The sequence below is a fragment of the Vibrio sp. NH-7 genome, from assembly GCF_053643215.1.
The window spans coordinates 2587459-2606424 of record NZ_CM132187.1 but is presented as its reverse complement, the minus strand read 5'-3'; the positions used below and the strand labels follow the sequence as shown (position 1 = coordinate 2606424).

10 protein-coding genes, 3 tRNA genes and 4 rRNA genes are annotated in these 18966 nt (G+C 46.6%); 12 read left to right on the top strand and 5 right to left on the bottom strand.

Going from position 1 to position 18966, the window contains the following annotated elements:
- The first annotated feature begins 36 nt into the window (after positions 1-36).
- The 8 genes from ACUALS_RS12050 to ACUALS_RS12015 all read left to right on the top strand — a co-directional run bounded on the left by ACUALS_RS12050 (position 37) and on the right by ACUALS_RS12015 (position 7329).
- Complete coding sequence (locus tag ACUALS_RS12050; RefSeq protein WP_038214334.1) at positions 37-1296, top strand: HD-GYP domain-containing protein; 1260 nt, start codon at positions 37-39, stop codon at positions 1294-1296.
- A 527-nt stretch (positions 1297-1823) separates the two neighbouring features.
- Positions 1824-3375 (top strand): 16S ribosomal RNA (locus ACUALS_RS12045).
- A gap of 89 nt (positions 3376-3464) precedes the next feature.
- Positions 3465-3540, top strand: a tRNA-Glu gene (locus tag ACUALS_RS12040).
- Between the two features lie 271 nt (positions 3541-3811).
- Positions 3812-6700 (top strand): 23S ribosomal RNA (locus tag ACUALS_RS12035).
- Between the two features lie 91 nt (positions 6701-6791).
- Positions 6792-6907: ribosomal RNA gene (gene rrf / locus ACUALS_RS12030) — 5S ribosomal RNA — on the top strand.
- A 65-nt stretch (positions 6908-6972) separates the two neighbouring features.
- Positions 6973-7048 (top strand) — tRNA-Thr (locus tag ACUALS_RS12025).
- A gap of 57 nt (positions 7049-7105) precedes the next feature.
- Positions 7106-7221, top strand: a 5S ribosomal RNA gene (gene rrf, locus ACUALS_RS12020).
- The 16S, 23S and 5S rRNA genes sit together here with 3 tRNA genes alongside, the layout of an rRNA operon.
- Before the next feature lie 31 nt (positions 7222-7252).
- A tRNA-Asp gene (locus tag ACUALS_RS12015) sits at positions 7253-7329 on the top strand.
- Between the two features lie 186 nt (positions 7330-7515).
- On the opposite strand, the gene ACUALS_RS12010 is transcribed toward ACUALS_RS12015, so the two are convergent.
- The 5 genes from ACUALS_RS12010 to leuA all read right to left on the bottom strand — a co-directional run bounded on the left by ACUALS_RS12010 (position 7516) and on the right by leuA (position 13330).
- Complete coding sequence (locus tag ACUALS_RS12010) at positions 7516-8298, bottom strand: DUF547 domain-containing protein (protein WP_454448425.1); 783 nt, start codon at positions 8296-8298, stop codon at positions 7516-7518.
- A 122-nt stretch (positions 8299-8420) separates the two neighbouring features.
- Complete coding sequence (leuD, locus tag ACUALS_RS12005) at positions 8421-9023, bottom strand: 3-isopropylmalate dehydratase small subunit (RefSeq protein WP_038191002.1); 603 nt, start codon at positions 9021-9023, stop codon at positions 8421-8423.
- Between the two features lie 11 nt (positions 9024-9034).
- Positions 9035-10435 (bottom strand): 3-isopropylmalate dehydratase large subunit, encoded by a 1401-nt coding sequence (gene leuC / locus ACUALS_RS12000; RefSeq protein ID WP_039478688.1) that lies wholly within the window; start codon positions 10433-10435, stop codon positions 9035-9037.
- A 197-nt stretch (positions 10436-10632) separates the two neighbouring features.
- Positions 10633-11724, bottom strand: a complete 1092-nt coding sequence (gene leuB, locus ACUALS_RS11995) for a 3-isopropylmalate dehydrogenase (protein ID WP_005475536.1) — start codon at positions 11722-11724, stop codon at positions 10633-10635.
- Between the two features lie 58 nt (positions 11725-11782).
- Positions 11783-13330, bottom strand: a complete 1548-nt coding sequence (gene leuA, locus ACUALS_RS11990) for a 2-isopropylmalate synthase (protein ID WP_005475499.1) — start codon at positions 13328-13330, stop codon at positions 11783-11785.
- Positions 13331-13796: 466 nt separating this feature from the next.
- On the opposite strand from leuA, the gene ACUALS_RS11985 reads away from it, so the two are divergent.
- The 4 genes from ACUALS_RS11985 (at position 13797) to ACUALS_RS11970 (ending at position 18691) form a co-directional block, all read left to right on the top strand.
- On the top strand, positions 13797-14321 hold the full coding sequence (locus tag ACUALS_RS11985) for a phosphatase PAP2 family protein (RefSeq protein ID WP_454448424.1): 525 nt from the start codon (positions 13797-13799) through the stop codon (positions 14319-14321).
- Between the two features lie 7 nt (positions 14322-14328).
- Positions 14329-15375: an MJ1255/VC2487 family glycosyltransferase gene (locus ACUALS_RS11980; RefSeq protein WP_454448423.1), complete on the top strand. Its 1047-nt coding sequence runs from the start codon at positions 14329-14331 to the stop codon at positions 15373-15375.
- Positions 15376-15760: 385 nt separating this feature from the next.
- Entirely contained in the window at positions 15761-16720 is a 960-nt protein-coding gene (gene leuO, locus ACUALS_RS11975; protein ID WP_038140793.1) for a transcriptional regulator LeuO, read from the top strand.
- A 162-nt stretch (positions 16721-16882) separates the two neighbouring features.
- The gene (locus ACUALS_RS11970; RefSeq protein ID WP_454448422.1) at positions 16883-18691 is read left to right on the top strand and encodes an AMP-dependent synthetase/ligase; all 1809 of its coding nucleotides are present in this window, start codon (positions 16883-16885) and stop codon (positions 18689-18691) included.
- Positions 18692-18966 lie beyond the last annotated feature (275 nt).

The window sequence follows — 18966 nt, the reverse complement described above, 5'->3', positions numbered from 1 at the left end:
ATAAACGAGTCAGTAACGTAAAGAAATCTATAAAAAGTGGCAAGTATTAAGATAACCGTCGACAGAATCCAGCCTGGATTGCACATTCGGTTGCCTGTTAAATGGAACGAACACCCATTCCTGTTTAATAGCTTCAAGGTAAAAGATGAAGAGCAGATTCGGTTGATACGACATCTGGGGATTAAACATGTCTTCATGAATCCCAACCAGAGTGATACGCAACCTCTTCCTCCTAAGACTCAGGATTCATCCCAACATGATGAGGATATGAGTGCTGCCATAGATAAAGAGGCAGAAAAGCTCTGGAAAGAGAAGCAAGACCGAATTGAGCGATTAAGTGCTTACAGGCGCCGTGTCATCAATTGTGAAAAAGAGTTTGAGCGCTCGTTATCCCGGATGCGTGCTGTGATGAACAAAATTCGCAATCGTCCTGACCAAGCAGTTGATGAAGCCACAAGCCTGGTTAATGATATTGTTGATAAGCTCTTGAGTGACGACAATGTCACCTTACACCTCATGAATGGTAAAAGTGAGTTTGAAGATATCTATTTCCACTCGCTCAACGTTTCTGTTGTATCAATGATGATTGCGAAAGCGAAGAAGTGGGATTCGGACCAACTCAAGCAAGTGGCTTTTGCTGCGCTTTTTCATGATATGGGGAAGGTGAAGGTGCCGAGTGCAATAGTGCGCAAACAAACGCCCTTGTCTGAACCAGAGAAAAACTACCTTAAACTTCATACAAAATATGGCTTGGAGTTGGCCAATAATATAGAGGCGTTCCCTGAATCTGCAAAGATCGTGATTGAGCAACACCATGAGCTAAATGATGGCTCGGGGTATCCGGCAGGTCTTAAAGAAGATGAGATAGATGAAATTACGCAAGTCATCTCAGTTGCGAATGCGTACGACAACCTTTGTCACCATAACGTGCCCTCAGAGCAAAAAATTCCTTATGTTGCCCTCTCTCATCTATATAAGAACTGCAAGCACCTTTATAACAATGACAACTTAAGCTTATTGATTAAGTTTATGGGCATCTATCCTCCGGGTACGGTTGTCCAGCTTTCGAATGATATGGTCGGATTGGTTATCTCGGTAAATGCGCGAAACATACTGTTCCCGAATGTATTGATCTACGATCCATCCGTTCCTCGAACTCAAGCCCCAATCATTGACTTGGCAGAAAAAGAAATAAAGATAGTTAATGCTATTTTGCCAACCAAACTGCCGGACAAAGTTCGCGAGTATCTAAACCCCCGTTCTCGTATTTCCTACTTTTTCGATAGTGACGATTAGTTATCCACAAGAAAATGTGCATAAGCTTTGTTTAAGCTGAGGGTAGCTTGAGTGTAAAAATGCCCCTGAACAATAGCTGTTCAGTTGGGCATTTTTTTATGAAAAAACGCATATTTTCTCTTGCCATCGAAAAGGAACTGCCTATAATGCGCTTCCACTGACACGGCAGACGCCACAAGGCTTCAGAAGTGTTAGAGAGGTGAAAACTTATCGAGAAAATAAATTTGAAAAAGAGTTTGACTCTTCAAGTTATCTCGCTAGAATGCACCTCCGCTTTGAGAGAAAGCTCAAAGCAACGCTCTTTAACAATATAAACCTATCAATCTGTGTGGGCACTCGTTGATGATAATCCAATTAGAAGCTTCGGCTTCAAATTAGGTTTCAATGAAACGAAGTGACCATTCGAATTGGGATGCAGCCTTGAGCTGTTTTGTTTTACTTTTTCAAAAGTAAAAACCAATGAGAGCACAGTCAATTCAAACATTACTTATGTAATGTTCAGTATTCATTGAGCCGAACAAAATCTTAAATTGAAGAGTTTGATCATGGCTCAGATTGAACGCTGGCGGCAGGCCTAACACATGCAAGTCGAGCGGAAACGAGTTATCTGAACCTTCGGGGAACGTTAACGGCGTCGAGCGGCGGACGGGTGAGTAATGCCTGGGAAATTGCCCTGATGTGGGGGATAACCATTGGAAACGATGGCTAATACCGCATAATAGCTTCGGCTCAAAGAGGGGGACCTTCGGGCCTCTCGCGTCAGGATATGCCCAGGTGGGATTAGCTAGTTGGTGAGGTAAGGGCTCACCAAGGCGACGATCCCTAGCTGGTCTGAGAGGATGATCAGCCACACTGGAACTGAGACACGGTCCAGACTCCTACGGGAGGCAGCAGTGGGGAATATTGCACAATGGGCGCAAGCCTGATGCAGCCATGCCGCGTGTATGAAGAAGGCCTTCGGGTTGTAAAGTACTTTCAGCAGTGAGGAAGGCGAGTACGTTAATAGCGTGCTCGTTTGACGTTAGCTGCAGAAGAAGCACCGGCTAACTCCGTGCCAGCAGCCGCGGTAATACGGAGGGTGCGAGCGTTAATCGGAATTACTGGGCGTAAAGCGCATGCAGGTGGTTTGTTAAGTCAGATGTGAAAGCCCGGGGCTCAACCTCGGAATTGCATTTGAAACTGGCAGACTAGAGTACTGTAGAGGGGGGTAGAATTTCAGGTGTAGCGGTGAAATGCGTAGAGATCTGAAGGAATACCGGTGGCGAAGGCGGCCCCCTGGACAGATACTGACACTCAGATGCGAAAGCGTGGGGAGCAAACAGGATTAGATACCCTGGTAGTCCACGCCGTAAACGATGTCTACTTGGAGGTTGTGGCCTTGAGCCGTGGCTTTCGGAGCTAACGCGTTAAGTAGACCGCCTGGGGAGTACGGTCGCAAGATTAAAACTCAAATGAATTGACGGGGGCCCGCACAAGCGGTGGAGCATGTGGTTTAATTCGATGCAACGCGAAGAACCTTACCTACTCTTGACATCCTCAGAAGCTTGTAGAGATACGAGTGTGCCTTCGGGAACTGAGAGACAGGTGCTGCATGGCTGTCGTCAGCTCGTGTTGTGAAATGTTGGGTTAAGTCCCGCAACGAGCGCAACCCTTATCCTTGTTTGCCAGCACTTCGGGTGGGAACTCCAGGGAGACTGCCGGTGATAAACCGGAGGAAGGTGGGGACGACGTCAAGTCATCATGGCCCTTACGAGTAGGGCTACACACGTGCTACAATGGCGCATACAGAGGGCAGCCAACTTGCGAGAGTGAGCGAATCCCAAAAAGTGCGTCGTAGTCCGGATTGGAGTCTGCAACTCGACTCCATGAAGTCGGAATCGCTAGTAATCGTGGATCAGAATGCCACGGTGAATACGTTCCCGGGCCTTGTACACACCGCCCGTCACACCATGGGAGTGGGCTGCAAAAGAAGTGGGTAGTTTAACCTTCGGGGGGACGCTCACCACTTTGTGGTTCATGACTGGGGTGAAGTCGTAACAAGGTAGCGCTAGGGGAACCTGGCGCTGGATCACCTCCTTATACGATGATTACTCACGATGAGTGTCCACACAGATTGATACGGTTTATAAGTAAAAGAGACGAAGATATCCCAATATCTTCAATCCAGTGTCCCGTTCGTCTAGAGGCCTAGGACACCGCCCTTTCACGGCGGTAACAGGGGTTCGACTCCCCTACGGGATACCATCTTTAAGCGCATTTTTCTTAAATAGAAAAGCTTAAGTGCTCTTAAAAATGGTTACTTCTTTGGAAGTGATTAGCTCTTTAACAATTTGGAAAGCTGACAAAACAATCTTTTAAAGATTGTTTGTAAAGTTCTCAATGTTTGTCTTTATAGACAAACACCAATACAACACATTCAAGTGTTCTTGGAATTTGAGTCCGGCAAAATCGTGTCTGCACATGTATAAAAATGCAGACAACTTTGGTTACTAACAAAGACCCTTTGGGGTTGTATGGTTAAGTGACTAAGCGTACACGGTGGATGCCTTGGCAGTCAGAGGCGATGAAGGACGTATTAACTTGCGATAAGCCCAGATTAGGTAGTAAAAACCATTTGAGTCTGGGATTTCCGAATGGGGAAACCCACTTACATAAGTAAGTATCGTTATGTGAATACATAGCATAACGAGGCGAACCGGGGGAACTGAAACATCTAAGTACCCCGAGGAAAAGAAATCAACCGAGATTCCGAAAGTAGCGGCGAGCGAAATTGGACTAGCCCTTAAGCTTTACACACGTTAGACGAACGGTCTGGAAAGTCCGACGATACAGGGTGATAGTCCCGTAGTTGACGATGTGTGTTCAGTGAAATCGAGTAGGGCGGGACACGTGATATCCTGTCTGAATATGGGGGGACCATCCTCCAAGGCTAAATACTACTGACTGACCGATAGTGAACCAGTACCGTGAGGGAAAGGCGAAAAGAACCCCTGTGAGGGGAGTGAAATAGAACCTGAAACCGTGTACGTACAAGCAGTAGGAGCACCTTCGTGGTGTGACTGCGTACCTTTTGTATAATGGGTCAGCGACTTATATTCAGTAGCAAGGTTAACCATCTAGGGGAGCCGTAGAGAAATCGAGTCTTAACTGGGCGTCGAGTTGCTGGATATAGACCCGAAACCAGGTGATCTAGCCATGGGCAGGTTGAAGGTTGAGTAACATCAACTGGAGGACCGAACCGACTAATGTTGAAAAATTAGCGGATGACTTGTGGCTAGGGGTGAAAGGCCAATCAAACCTGGAGATAGCTGGTTCTCCCCGAAATCTATTTAGGTAGAGCCTCGGACGAATACTACTGGGGGTAGAGCACTGTTAAGGCTAGGGGGTCATCCCGACTTACCAACCCTTTGCAAACTCCGAATACCAGTAAGTACTATCCGGGAGACACACGGCGGGTGCTAACGTCCGTCGTGGAGAGGGAAACAACCCAGACCGCCAGCTAAGGTCCCAAATTATAGCTAAGTGGGAAACGATGTGGGAAGGCTTAGACAGCTAGGATGTTGGCTTAGAAGCAGCCATCATTTAAAGAAAGCGTAATAGCTCACTAGTCGAGTCGGCCTGCGCGGAAGATGTAACGGGGCTAAGCTATAAACCGAAGCTGCGGCAATGACTTTTAGTCATTGGGTAGGGGAGCGTTCTGTAAGCCGTTGAAGGTGAGTTGTAAAGCTTGCTGGAGGTATCAGAAGTGCGAATGCTGACATGAGTAACGATAAAGGGGGTGAAAAACCTCCTCGCCGGAAGACCAAGGGTTCCTGTCCAACGTTAATCGGGGCAGGGTAAGTCGACCCCTAAGGCGAGGCCGAAAGGCGTAGTCGATGGGAAACGGGTTAATATTCCCGTACTTCTTACAATTGCGATGGGGGGACGGAGAAGGCTAGGTGGGCCTGGCGACGGTTGTCCAGGTTCAAGTGCGTAGGCTTGAGAGTTAGGTAAATCCGGCTCTCTTTAAGGCTGAGACACGACGTCGAGCATCTACGGATGTGAAGTCATTGATGCCATGCTTCCAGGAAAAGCCTCTAAGCTTCAGATTGTAAGGAATCGTACCCCAAACCGACACAGGTGGTCGGGTAGAGAATACCAAGGCGCTTGAGAGAACTCGGGTGAAGGAACTAGGCAAAATGGTACCGTAACTTCGGGAGAAGGTACGCTCTTGACGGTGAAGTCCCTCGCGGATGGAGCTATTGAGAGTCGCAGATACCAGGTGGCTGCAACTGTTTATTAAAAACACAGCACTGTGCAAAATCGTAAGATGACGTATACGGTGTGACGCCTGCCCGGTGCCGGAAGGTTAATTGATGGGGTTAGTGCTTGCACGAAGCTCTTGATCGAAGCCCCGGTAAACGGCGGCCGTAACTATAACGGTCCTAAGGTAGCGAAATTCCTTGTCGGGTAAGTTCCGACCTGCACGAATGGCGTAATGATGGCCACGCTGTCTCCACCCGAGACTCAGTGAAATTGAAATCGCTGTGAAGATGCAGTGTACCCGCGGCTAGACGGAAAGACCCCGTGAACCTTTACTACAGCTTGGCACTGAACATTGACCCTACATGTGTAGGATAGGTGGGAGGCTTTGAACCCGGTACGCCAGTATCGGTGGAGCCGTCCTTGAAATACCACCCTTGTAGTGTTGATGTTCTAACGTCGACCCCTCATCGGGGTTGCGGACAGTGCCTGGTGGGTAGTTTGACTGGGGCGGTCTCCTCCCAAAGAGTAACGGAGGAGCACGAAGGTGGGCTAATCACGGTTGGACATCGTGAGGTTAGTGCAATGGCATAAGCCCGCTTGACTGCGAGAATGACAATTCGAGCAGGTGCGAAAGCAGGTCATAGTGATCCGGTGGTTCTGAATGGAAGGGCCATCGCTCAACGGATAAAAGGTACTCCGGGGATAACAGGCTGATACCGCCCAAGAGTTCATATCGACGGCGGTGTTTGGCACCTCGATGTCGGCTCATCACATCCTGGGGCTGAAGTCGGTCCCAAGGGTATGGCTGTTCGCCATTTAAAGTGGTACGCGAGCTGGGTTTAGAACGTCGTGAGACAGTTCGGTCCCTATCTGCCGTGGGCGTTGGAAGATTGAAGGGGGCTGCTCCTAGTACGAGAGGACCGGAGTGGACGAACCTCTGGTGTTCGGGTTGTGTCGCCAGACGCATTGCCCGGTAGCTAAGTTCGGAATCGATAACCGCTGAAAGCATCTAAGCGGGAAGCGAGCCCTGAGATGAGTCTTCCCTGACCCCTTGAGGGTCCTAAAGGGTTGTTCGAGACTAGAACGTTGATAGGCAGGGTGTGTAAGTGCTGTGAGGCATTGAGCTAACCTGTACTAATTGCCCGTGAGGCTTAACCATACAACACCCAAAGGGTTTTGATGGACTCGATACAAGAATTAACTTGATTGTGTTTTGAGAGCACAAACAGCTTTCCAGATTAAAGAATTTGCTTGGCGACCATAGCGATTTGGACCCACCTGATTCCATGCCGAACTCAGAAGTGAAACGAATTAGCGCCGATGGTAGTGTGGGGCTTCCCCATGTGAGAGTAGGACATCGCCAGGCTTTAAATTTATAAGAGAGCCCGTTTGCAAGAACGGGCTTTTTTAGTCCTACCGGGACATCTTGATGCTGATATAGCTCAGGTGGTAGAGCGCATCCTTGGTAAGGATGAGGTCCCCAGTTCGAGTCTGGGTATCAGCACCATTTATAGTTTGTTTTACGCTTTTACGAAGAGCCTAAAGCAAAACGTAAAGAATTTTACTTGGCAACCATAGCGATTTGGACCCACCTGATTCCATGCCGAACTCAGAAGTGAAACGAATTAGCGCCGATGGTAGTGTGGGGCTTCCCCATGTGAGAGTAGGACATTGCCAGGTTCTTATTTAGACTCAAGAGTCTAACCAATGCGGAGCGGTAGTTCAGTTGGTTAGAATACCGGCCTGTCACGCCGGGGGTCGCGGGTTCGAGTCCCGTCCGCTCCGCCACTTATTCCAGACCTCAGCAGCAATGCTGGGGTCTTTTTGTATCTGCGGTATTATTTGGTCTTCGATCAGTGAGTCCTGTTTGTATGCAAGCCCATTAGCTCCGTCATTTATTCTAGATAAAGCCTTAACCGCAATGACAAAAAAGGCTGGTACTCAATACCAACCTTCTTAATGTTTTCTATATTGCTACTTTTTGTCGTTCAGGTTCCAGTCATACTCGTAGCTAAACTTTCCACTCAGCTTAGTCAGTTCAGGGCGATATTTGGCTAAGTGTTGAATCAATTCTTGTTCGTTACCAAAATCATCAGCAAACCAATCATAAATAGATGAAAGCTGGACGCGACTACTCGTATACAAAACACCTTTATCGCTATTGATGAACTCCATTGCTGCTTTCTCTAGCAGCTGCTCCGTGTTACCAGCAGTAAATGCTTGGAGCTGTAAGTTTGGACAACCTAGGCTGGCACAGTTCACTGCATAGTGAGTGCGAGGGTCATTCCAGATTGGGCGGAGGATGCGATGCTCAATATCGTTGAGAGTGAGCTTTTTACCAGCGACGGTAACCACTTCATCACCCCATGGGCCAAAGCTAAAAAGCCCCCCCAGCTTCGTTATCGATTTCACTGGGTAGTCATTAAGAATCAGTTCGACAGTAATCGCATTGTATAGATTAACCCAGTAGGCGTACTGCTCATTCAACGAATATTCTCTAGGATCAATAGCCGCGAGTGTCGTTATGTACTGATTCAATTTTTGCTTGTCTGGCGTAGAGACAGAGCCGTACTTAACTAAGGTGTACTGCCCCTCCTGTATTAAATACTTGTCTAAAAAAGTTTGCCATTTGGCATGAGAGATAGTTGCAGGATTACTTTGATCTGACTGCTGCCAAAAAGGCCACAATTCGGATTTAGGCGCGGAAAACACATGGAATGAAACCAATGTAAGAAATAATGTGACAATACGTACCATTAGATGCGATCTCTTTATCGATGAGCTTTAGTTACTAGACCAAGGTTAGGGAGAATTTGTTTCGTAAAAAACAAAAAAGGTTAGCCGGAGCCAACCTTTTTGTATCTGTTTCCCAGTCTAGCTTATTTTAGGAAGCTCGGGATCTTTGCCTCAAACTCTGCGATCTTATCTTCGTGTTGCAGCGTGAGACCGATGTTATCTAAGCCGTTTAGTAGACAGTGGCGACGGAACTCATCAATTTCAAATGAGTACTCTTTGCCATTTGCTCGAACCACATTTGCTTCTAGATCAACTTCAACTTGTGCGCCTTCATTTGCTTCAACAAATTGGAAGATTTCATCGACTTCTTGCTCAGTCAGACGAACAGGAACCATCTGGTTGTTGATTGAGTTGCCGTAGAAGATATCCGCAAAGCTCGGTGCGATCATTGCTTTTATACCGTAATCTGCCAATGCCCAAGGCGCGTGTTCACGTGATGAACCACAGCCAAAGTTTTCGCGGGCCAGTAGAATTGAAGCGCCTTGGTAGCGAGGAGCATTCATTACAAAATCTGGGTTTGGCTGCTCACCAGCATCATCTAGGAAACGCCAATCATGGAATAGGTGTTTACCAAAACCTAGACGAGATACCTTTTGTAGGAACTGCTTAGGAATAATAGCATCGGTGTCAACGTTCGCTGCATCTAGAGGAACAACCAAGCCTGTGTGTTGTTTAAAACCTGACATTTGTTTGCTCCTTAATCCAATTCACGAATATCAACAAAGTGACCAGCGATCGCTGCTGCTGCTGCCATAGCAGGGCTCACTAAGTGGGTACGACCGTCACGGCCTTGGCGACCTTCAAAGTTACGGTTTGAGGTAGACGCGCAACGCTCGTGTGGACCTAGGCGGTCATTGTTCATCGCTAGACACATAGAGCAACCTGGTAGGCGCCACTCAAAACCTGCATCTTTAAAGATCACATCTAAGCCTTCTGCTTCCGCTTGAGCCTTAACTTGCTCAGAGCCCGGAACGATAAGCGCTTGAACGTTATCAGCGACCTTGCGACCTTTGGCTACTTCCGCTGCCGCACGCATATCTTCGATACGAGAGTTTGTACACGAACCGACAAATACTTTATCGACTTTGTAGTCGGATAGCGCTTTGCCTGCTTCTAGGCCCATGTAAGCCAATGCTTTTTCTGCTGATGCTTTTTCGACAGGATCTGCGAAGCTTTCCGGTGCAGGAATTGGCTCATCGACCGCGATGACCTGACCTGGGTTAGTACCCCAAGTAACCTGAGGTTTGATGTCTGCTGCGTTTAGTGTTACGACAGCATCAAATTCAGCGTCATCGTCAGTTTTTAGTGATGACCAGTATTCAATCGCTGCTTCTAGATCTTTACCTTGAGGTGCGAACTTACGACCTTTGATGTATTCGAATGTCGTTTCGTCTGGCGCGATAAGACCAGCTTTAGCACCTAGCTCGATAGCCATGTTACATACTGTCATACGACCTTCCATCGTAAGATCAGTAATCGCTTCACCGCAGAACTCAACGACGTAGCCAGTTCCGCCCGCAGCGGTTGTTTCACCGATGATGGCAAGTACAATATCTTTTGCTGTGATGCCAGGAGCAACCTTACCTTTTACTTCAATCTTCATCGTTTTAGCACGAGCTTGCTTTAGCGTTTGAGTTGCTAGAACGTGCTCAACTTCTGAAGTACCGATACCAAATGCTAGCGAGCCGAATGCGCCGTGCGTTGCCGTGTGTGAGTCACCACAAACGATGGTCATGCCTGGTAGAGTGATACCAAGTTCTGGACCCATTACGTGCACAATACCTTGGTATTTGTGGTTAATATCATAAAGCGTCACACCAAACTCTTCACAGTTTTTCGATAGCGTTTCCATTTGGATACGAGCCATCTCGCCTGAAGCGTTGATGTCTTTAGTTTGCGTCGAAACGTTGTGGTCCATGGTTGCAAATGTTTTGCTTACCTGACGAACCTTACGGCCTTTTTCACGCAGACCGTCAAATGCCTGAGGTGACGTTACTTCGTGTACTAAGTGGCGGTCAATGTAAAGAATTGGGTTCTCACCCTCAGCGGCTACGGCGACGTGTGCGTCGTAGACTTTTTCATATAGTGTTTTGCCCATTGCTCTTCCTCGTCGTCCTTGTCACCACAGCGGCGTTAGTTTCGAACAAGCAGCCTAGTCATTTAGTGGACTAAACTCCCAGGCCTGATTGTTCTCGCTGCCTTGCTGTAGCACCAATGACTTAGAGGAAGTACCTCTGCCATTGGATTTGTGTTTTTACTGACGACTTTAATCTGTTGTGTTTGTGTATTTAGGAACTAAGAGTTTAAGATGTACTCAGCGATCTTATCGCCCATCTCTGAAGTCGATAGCGCTGGCTTATCGCCCGATAGGTCGCCCGTTAGTTCACCTGCTGATAGCGCTTTCGATACCGCAGTTTCAATATCTTGCGCTGCTGCTTCTTCACCTAGGCTGTAACGCAGCATGAGTGCTGCCGATAGAATTTGCGCCACAGGATTGGCAATGTTTTTACCAGCGATGTCTGGCGCACTGCCACCAGCTGGCTCGTAAAGACCAAACTTACTCTCGTTCAGTGATGCCGAAGGAAGCATGCCCATTGAGCCAGTGATCATGGCACACTCATCAGAGATGATGTCGCCGAAGATGTTTGAACAAAGCATTACATCGAACTGTGCAGGATCTTTTATTAGCTGCATTGTCGCGTTATCGATGTACATGTGTGATAGCTCAACGTCTGGGTAGTCTTTCGCGATCTCTTCAACCACTTCACGCCACAGAATTGAGCTTTGCAGTACATTGGCTTTATCAATCGAGCATACTTTTTTGCGACGTAGACGAGCGGACTCAAAGGCAATCTTAGCGATACGCTCAATCTCGAAACGATGGTAAACCTCAGTGTCGAATGCTTTCTCGTTTGGACCTTCGCCTTCACGGCCTTTTGGTTGACCGAAATAGATACCGCCAGTGAGTTCACGCACAACCACGATATCGAAGCCGTTGCCTGAAATGTCTGCACGAAGCGGTGAGAATGCTTCTAGACCTTTATGGATTTGCGCTGGGCGAAGGTTACAGAAAAGTTGGAAGTGCTTGCGAAGAGGCAATAGGGCACCACGCTCTGGTTGATCGTTTGGCGGAAGATGTTCCCATTTAGGGCCGCCAACCGATCCAAATAGTACTGCATCTGACTCTTCACACGCTTTTACCGTACTGTCTGGAAGTGGGCAACCGTGGTTGTCGATAGCAATACCACCGACGTCGTGCTCTTCGCGAGAAAATTGGATGCTGTGTTTTTTCTCAATCGCATCTAACACTTTATGCGCTTGAGCCATTACTTCTGGGCCAATACCATCGCCAGGTAAAACGGCGATTTTGTATGATTTGTCTGTCATGTTATTCCTTTAATTTTTGTTTTCCCCCTAGGGACGACTCTCGTCCCTAGAGTCTCTTTTATACTGTTGCGATTTTGCTTTGTTTGATTTCTGCGATTTTGTCGGCGCGGTGAATGCTGTTAATAACATGCAGCAATGCTTGTCCAGAAGCTTCGACAATATCGGTAGATACGCCAGTGCCGTGGTATTTACGGCCTTTGTAGTTAGCGATGATGTCTGCCTGACCTAGGCCATCTTCGCCTTCCCCTTTCGCTGTTAAATCAAACTTGTCTAAGACAATATCATAACCCGTCACTCGATAGATACACTGGTAAAGCGCATCTACCGGACCATTACCCACAGCGGCTTCGGATTGCTCTTCATCACCACATTGCAACTTGATACTGGTTGTCGCCATTACGCTGCCTGATTGAACGCTTAGGTAGTTCAACTTGTAGAAATCATCTTCTTCACGCAAGTTCGAGAAGTGCATTAGCGCTTCTAAGTCGTAGTCAAACACTTGGCCTTTGCGATCAGCTAGCTTTAAGAAGTCAGCGTACAATGCGTCTAGGTTGTACTCGTCTTCTTTGTAGCCCATGGCATCCATATGACTTTTAACTGCGGCACGACCACTTCGACTGGTTAGGTTTAGGGCTTGATTCTTAAGACCTATCGACTCTGGCGTCATGATCTCGTAGGTATTCTTGTTCTTAAGCATGCCATCTTGGTGAATGCCGGAAGAGTGGCTAAATGCATTTGCGCCGACAATCGCTTTGTTGCTTTGAATCGGCATATTACAAAGCTGGCTCACTAACTTACTGGTGCGGTGAATTTCGTCATGTTTTAGACCGGTATGAACACCTAGCAGCTCTTGACGAGTTTTGATGATCATTGCTATTTCTTCTAGTGAACAGTTCCCCGCACGTTCACCGATACCATTGATGGTTCCTTCAATTTGACGAGCGCCTGCCTGTACTGCGGCAATAGAGTTGGCTACCGACATGCCTAGATCATCGTGACAGTGAACAGAGATGATCGCCTTATCGATGTTTGGTACACGGTTGAATAAGGTTTGAATAATACCGCCAAACTCGTTGGGAACTGTGTAGCCTACGGTATCAGGGATGTTGATGGTGCGAGCGCCAGCATCGATGGCAGCTTCAACCATTCGACATAGGTTATCAATCGGTGTGCGGCCTGCATCTTCACACGAAAACTCAACGTCATCTGTGTATTGGCGTGCGTGCTTGACGGCTTTTACGCCCATTTCAACGACATCATCGTAGCTGCGGCGTAACTTGTCTTGAACGTGGACTGTTGATGTGGAAATAAAAGTGTGGATGCGGAATTGGTCGGCGACTTTTAGCGCCTCTGCGGCTGCATCAATGTCTTTCGCAACGGCACGCGAAAGAGCACAAATACGGCTGTTTTTGACATTGCGAGCAATGGTTTGCACCGATTCGAAATCACCAGGTGAAGAGACAGGAAAACCCGCTTCAATAACATCAACGCCGAGCCTTTCTAGCGCATAGGCAATTTGCAGTTTTTCTTTAACCGTCAAGCTTGCTGACAACGCTTGTTCGCCATCACGTAATGTGGTGTCGAAAATAATGACTTGATCGTTCATGTTTGCTTCCTTAGTGATTCGGTGTGCATTGCACCAGTTAATCGTTTACTTCCGTTACTTAGCTGCAAAAGCTAGGTATAAAAAAACCCGCATTTGAATGCGGGTTTTGTGTAATTCTGTGTGGTTGTTTTTCTTCCACAGCCTACCCGCGCGATTATGTCACGATAAGGAGGAGGCTCAGCAGGATAGAAAAACGGTTCATCATTGTTAACGATTCCTTTAAACGGGCGTTAAATAATCCACAAATTTAAGTTAACAAATTAGTACCGCACTCAAACCGTAACGTCAACCGTTAAAAGTGAAAATGGTCAATTTTTTTCCAAGCATAGAAGTCGCCCATTGTTTTGTCAGAACCAATAACACCTTTCAATAGGTAGCGAACTGTCATCGTATTTCCGCGAAAGCTTCACGCATTTGTCACTGTGGCTCCGTACTGTGTGAGCAGTGATAAGAGAGGAGCTAGGTTATGCGTTCTATTGAGCCCATTGCCAAATTGGATTTGGCATTTTCACTTTTCTGCTTGCAACATCGATTTCGACTGCCACTTTCTCGCCTGAGCAAAGCGGTTTCGCATACTGGCGATGGACATCTTTATATTGTACTTGGTCTGCTCGCATGGTGGTTAGGTGGTGATAAAGGGCAGCTGTTTTTGCTCGCGGGTCTATTGGCGTTTGCCATGGAGCTGCCGATTTATTGGTTGGCCAAGAATCTATTTAAACGTCGCAGGCCGCAAGAGTTATCGGAGCTTGTGACCTCATTTATTACCCCTTCTGATCGTTACAGTTTGCCCTCTGGTCATACAGCTGCCGCGTTTCTCATGGCCAGTTTAATTAGTTACTGTTTCCCGCCGCTGGGACTGTTTGCGCTTGTTTGGGCAGGCTGTATTGGCGCATCAAGAATCTTGTTGGGTGTTCATTTTCTGACTGATGTGGTCTTGGGTTCGATACTCGGGCTTGCCTGCGCGCAGTTCGCGATTGCTTTGTTGGTGTAGGTGAATAATGAAGATACTTTATGGTGTACAAGGAACGGGGAACGGACACATCGCGAGGGCAAGGGCCATGTGTCATGCTCTCAAGCAACGTGGCATCGATGTCGACTTCTTATTCTCTGGGCGTAAAAAAGATAAGTTTTTTTCGATGGAGGAGTTCGGCGATTATCGAGTTGCACGTGGGCTAACCTTTGTGACTCACAACGGCAGGGTGAGTTATGTTAGAACGGCACTAAAGAACAGTGCGTTGGCTTTTTGCCGAGAAGTCGAACAGCTTGATCTGTCTAACTACGATTTAGTTTTGAATGACTTCGAACCCGTGTCGGCTTGGGCTGCAAAAAGACAAAATAAAACAGTGATTAGCATCAGTCACCAGAATGCGTTTCGTCACTCAGTACCATTAAAGGGAGCCAGTTGGCTCGATAAAACGATCATTGAACACTTTGCCCCAGCCACCCATCACATTGGTTTGCATTGGTATCATTTTGAACAACCCATTCTACCACCTATTGTCCATACTCAATCGGTGCCTGTTAGCTGCGAGGAGTATGTCCTCGTATACCTGCCTTTTGAGAGTTTGAGTGATATTTCTGATCTACTGCTGCGCTTTTCTAGCCAGACCTTCATTTGTTATCACCCAGAAGTACTCGAGGCGGAACAGCTAGAGAACATCCAACTTCTGCCCCTTAGCTTAACGGGGTTCCAGCACCACTTGCATCGCTGCTCTGGCGTTATGGCGAATGGCGGTTTTGAGTTGCCTTCAGAGGCGCTTACCTTAGGTAAGAAACTGTTGTTGAAGCCGTTGATTGGTCAGTTTGAGCAGCTAAGTAATGTGGCGACACTGGAAGATTTAGGCATGGCGACCTGCATGGAAAATCTCGATGCTTCAACGGTTCGCCAGTGGTTGGATGAAGATCCGGCAGAGAGTGTTAACTACCCTGATGTAGCGGCGGCGATTGTCGACTGGATATTAAAGGGAGAGTGGGACAACCAGACGGAGTTGACGTCAAATCTATGGGACCAAGTTGATTTTCCCAGTTATGTCACCAATGTGTAACTCTCGTCAAAATTGGCAAAAACAGTATCTATCTATTGATGCTGTTTTTGTATTTAACCCTCAAACTATTACCGCTGTTTATAGGAGCTTTTCCTTGTTTAGCATGTCGTGAAAAAACATTAACGGAAGATAAAACACTCTAAACGCGGCTTGATTTTTTTTTATTCTTTTCTCAAGTTGTTGTTTTGCATTGATAATATTAAAGCTTAAGTAAAAAATACTGATTAATTATCAATCTTGTTGCTAGTCCTTAATTGATTCGTTGATAGTAGTAATTCGTTAGAACTCATCTAACAAGTAAATATAACAAAGTGCAGGTTATCTATTCCTAACTGCTACTGACTTCTAGAACCATTTACACTGACGAATTTAAGAGGCTTGACCCATGTTTGATAAAAAAGAGTCTATGAGTGCTATTGCTAGCTACCGCATGGAAAGTACGCTGCGTGGAGTAGATTTAAACCTTCTCACTGTTTTTGACGCGGTAATGCAAGAGCAAAACATTACTCGCGCTGCCCACAATCTTGGCATGTCACAACCGGCTGTAAGTAATGCCGTTGCGAGATTAAAAGTGATGTTCAATGACGAGCTGTTTATGCGCCAAGGTCGTGGTATTCAACCAACGCAACGCGCTCGCCAATTGTTCGGCCCAGTGCGTCAAGCATTACAGTTGATTCGTAACGAACTGCCAAGCTCAATTTTTTCACCAGAAACTTCAACTCGTCTATTTAAGCTGGCGATTTGCAGCCCTTGTGACATGCGTTTTGCACCGAAGATTATGTCGACGATTCACGATCAAGCGCCAAACGTACAGCTTCATCTTGATGCCGAGTTTGACCGTCACCTCGCTGAGCGCATGCGCTACCAAGAAATAGACTTCGTGATCGATTATGCACGTTTTGATGATCAAGGTTTCTCTAGCACTGAGATTTTCCAAGATGAACTAGTGGTTGTTGCTGCTAAATCTCACCCACGCATTCAAGCTGAGGTAACGGCTGAGGAGTTGCGTGTCGAGCGTCATGCCAAACTGTCTCGTGTTCACGGTCAACGTAGCTTCTCTGAGCAAGCCTACCGCGAAATGGATGTGCAAGCGTATTACGAGGGCACCAGCTTGAGCAATGTGCTGTATGTGGTTGGTCAATCTGAGCTAGTGACTATCGCACCACGCTGGATGGTAGAAAACGCGGCAAATAAAGAGCAGCTGCAAATCCTCGATTTCCCATTTGAAAATGCGAAGATCAGTGGTTTCTTGAGTTGGCACGAGTCTAGCGAAAAAGACAAAGGTCATATCTGGTTACGTGACCAGTTGATGATGATTTGTGGTGAAGTCGTCGCACTCGACTAGTAAATCGCCACAAAGCCTTATAAAACCTTGGGTGACCAAAAGTCATTCAAGGTTTTTTACTATTTAATTGATAACTTTGATACGTGTCAGTTGCCTTTTATAACGCGAAATGTACACTTGTGCGCTCAAAAAGCTTACAGGTGTAAGCTAAAGGTAAGAAAGATGGCCAACTTAGATTTTCATATCGTAAAACGAATTCGTGAACAGATTGCCAAAGGCGGTGATCGTATTGCTCTTAAACATAAAGTGGGCAATATGTGGAACGGCATCAGCTGGAAGCAGTTTGGTCAGCAAGTGGATGAACTTTCACTGGCATTATTGGCTCAAGGCTTTCAAGTCCAGGATAAGATAGGGATCTTCTCTAACAATATGCCTCAATGGACGATTGCTGACTTTGCTGCGTTGCAACTGCGCGGAGTCACGGTGCCAATCTACCCCACCAACACAGCTGCGCAGTCCGCTTATATTCTACAAAATGCCGATGTGAAAGTGCTGTTTGTCGGTGAGCAGCCACAATTTGATGCCGCGGTCTCTATATTCGAAGAGTGCGAACAGCTAGAACTGATCGTTGCAATGTCAGAGAGCATCGATATCGGCGAGCATGAGTTTGCGTTGCACTGGAAACAGTTCATTGCCAAAGGTGACAAGCAAGAGAGTCATGAGCTCGATCAGCGTTTGTCCGATGCTAACTTTGATGATCTCCTGACTCTTATCTACACCTCTGGTACCACGGGGCAGCCGAAAGGGGTGATGTTAGATTACGCGAATATTGGTGCTCAGTTGGAAGGCCACGATCAACGCTTGAGTCTAACCGAAGACGATGTGTCACTCTGTTTCTTGCCGCTTTCTCATGTATTTGAGCGTGCTTGGACCTTCTACGTACTTTATAAAGGCGCGACCAACTGTTACCTACAGGACACGATGCAAGTGCGTGATGCGCTGAGTGAAGTACGTCCTACTGTAATGAGTGCAGTACCACGTTTCTACGAGAAAATCTTCTCTGCTATCCATGAGAAAGTGGCTAAAGCGCCGTTCATCCGCAAAGTGATGTTTACCTGGGCTGTGAACATGGGCGCGAAGATGGCTGTTTGTCACCAAGAAGGACGCAAACCGTCACTCGCACTTAAAAAAGCCTATAAGCTTGCGGACAAGTTGGTGTTGTCTAAGCTGCGAGCTCTGCTTGGTGGTCGTATCAACTTTATGCCATGTGGTGGCGCAAAATTGGATGAGACCATTGGTCGCTTCTTCCATGCGATCGGGATTAACGTCAAGCTCGGCTACGGCATGACGGAAACTACAGCCACAATTTCTTGCTGGGATGATCAGTGTTTCAACCCTGACTCAATTGGTATGGCGATGCCAGGTGCGCAAGTTAAGATTGGAGAGAACAACGAAATCTTAGTTCGTGGTCCGATGGTGATGCGCGGATACTATAAAATGCCAGAAGAGACCGCGAAAACATTTGATGAGCATGGTTTCCTCAAAACGGGCGATGCGGGGCATATCGATGTGAATGGAAACTTGTTTATTACCGATCGCATCAAAGAGCTGATGAAAACTTCGAACGGCAAATACATTGCACCGCAAATGGTTGAAGGAACGATTGGTAAGGACCACTTTATCGAGCAAATTGCCGTTATTGCGGATACGCGCAAATTTGTGTCGGCTCTGATCGTGCCATGTTTTGATTCTTTGGAAGAGTACGCGAAAGAGCTCAATATTAAGTACCATGACCGTGTTGAGTTGATTAAGCATCACCAAATCGTTGAAATGTTAGAGCAGCGCGTTAACGACTTACAGAAAGAGTTAGCTAAGTTTGAGCAGGTGAAAAAGTTTAAACTGCTACCTAAAGCGTTCTCGATGGATGACGGTGAACTGACTCCGACCCAAAAACTGCGTCGTAAAGTGATTAACGACAAGTATCAAGACGAAATCGAAGAAATGTACACCGATAAAACGGATAACAAGTAAATTTTTGAAAGTTAATTTTTTGATTGTTTAAAAATCCCCCAAAAGCATTAGACCGCTATTGGGGGATTTTTGTTTGTGTTGACCCCAACAACAAATCGTCATTCTTGAACTGGGGATTTAGTTGTCTTGCAATATTTTACTCTGAAATTTTGTGGTAATTATTTATTTAGTGCCAGTTAGTGAGTCGTATGTGGCGTTACTGCCTTATCAATCTCCAAAAAATAGCATCTTGTTTAAATTGAGAGCAATATCGCATTAGACCCGTTGCTAATAAA

What these genes read in the sequence shown, in the direction of transcription:
- ACUALS_RS12010 (WP_454448425.1), bottom strand. Translation starts at nt 8,298, where the DNA reads ATGGTACGTATTGTCACATTATTTCTTACATTGGTTTCATTCCATGTG.
- leuD (WP_038191002.1), bottom strand. Translation starts at nt 9,023, where the DNA reads ATGTCAGGTTTTAAACAACACACAGGCTTGGTTGTTCCTCTAGATGCA.
- leuC (WP_039478688.1), bottom strand. Translation starts at nt 10,435, where the DNA reads ATGGGCAAAACACTATATGAAAAAGTCTACGACGCACACGTCGCCGTA.
- leuB (WP_005475536.1), bottom strand. Translation starts at nt 11,724, where the DNA reads ATGACAGACAAATCATACAAAATCGCCGTTTTACCTGGCGATGGTATT.
- leuA (WP_005475499.1), bottom strand. Translation starts at nt 13,330, where the DNA reads ATGAACGATCAAGTCATTATTTTCGACACCACATTACGTGATGGCGAA.
- ACUALS_RS11985 (WP_454448424.1), top strand. Translation starts at nt 13,797, where the DNA reads ATGCGTTCTATTGAGCCCATTGCCAAATTGGATTTGGCATTTTCACTT.
- ACUALS_RS11980 (WP_454448423.1), top strand. Translation starts at nt 14,329, where the DNA reads ATGAAGATACTTTATGGTGTACAAGGAACGGGGAACGGACACATCGCG.
- leuO (WP_038140793.1), top strand. Translation starts at nt 15,761, where the DNA reads ATGTTTGATAAAAAAGAGTCTATGAGTGCTATTGCTAGCTACCGCATG.
- ACUALS_RS11970 (WP_454448422.1), top strand. Translation starts at nt 16,883, where the DNA reads ATGGCCAACTTAGATTTTCATATCGTAAAACGAATTCGTGAACAGATT.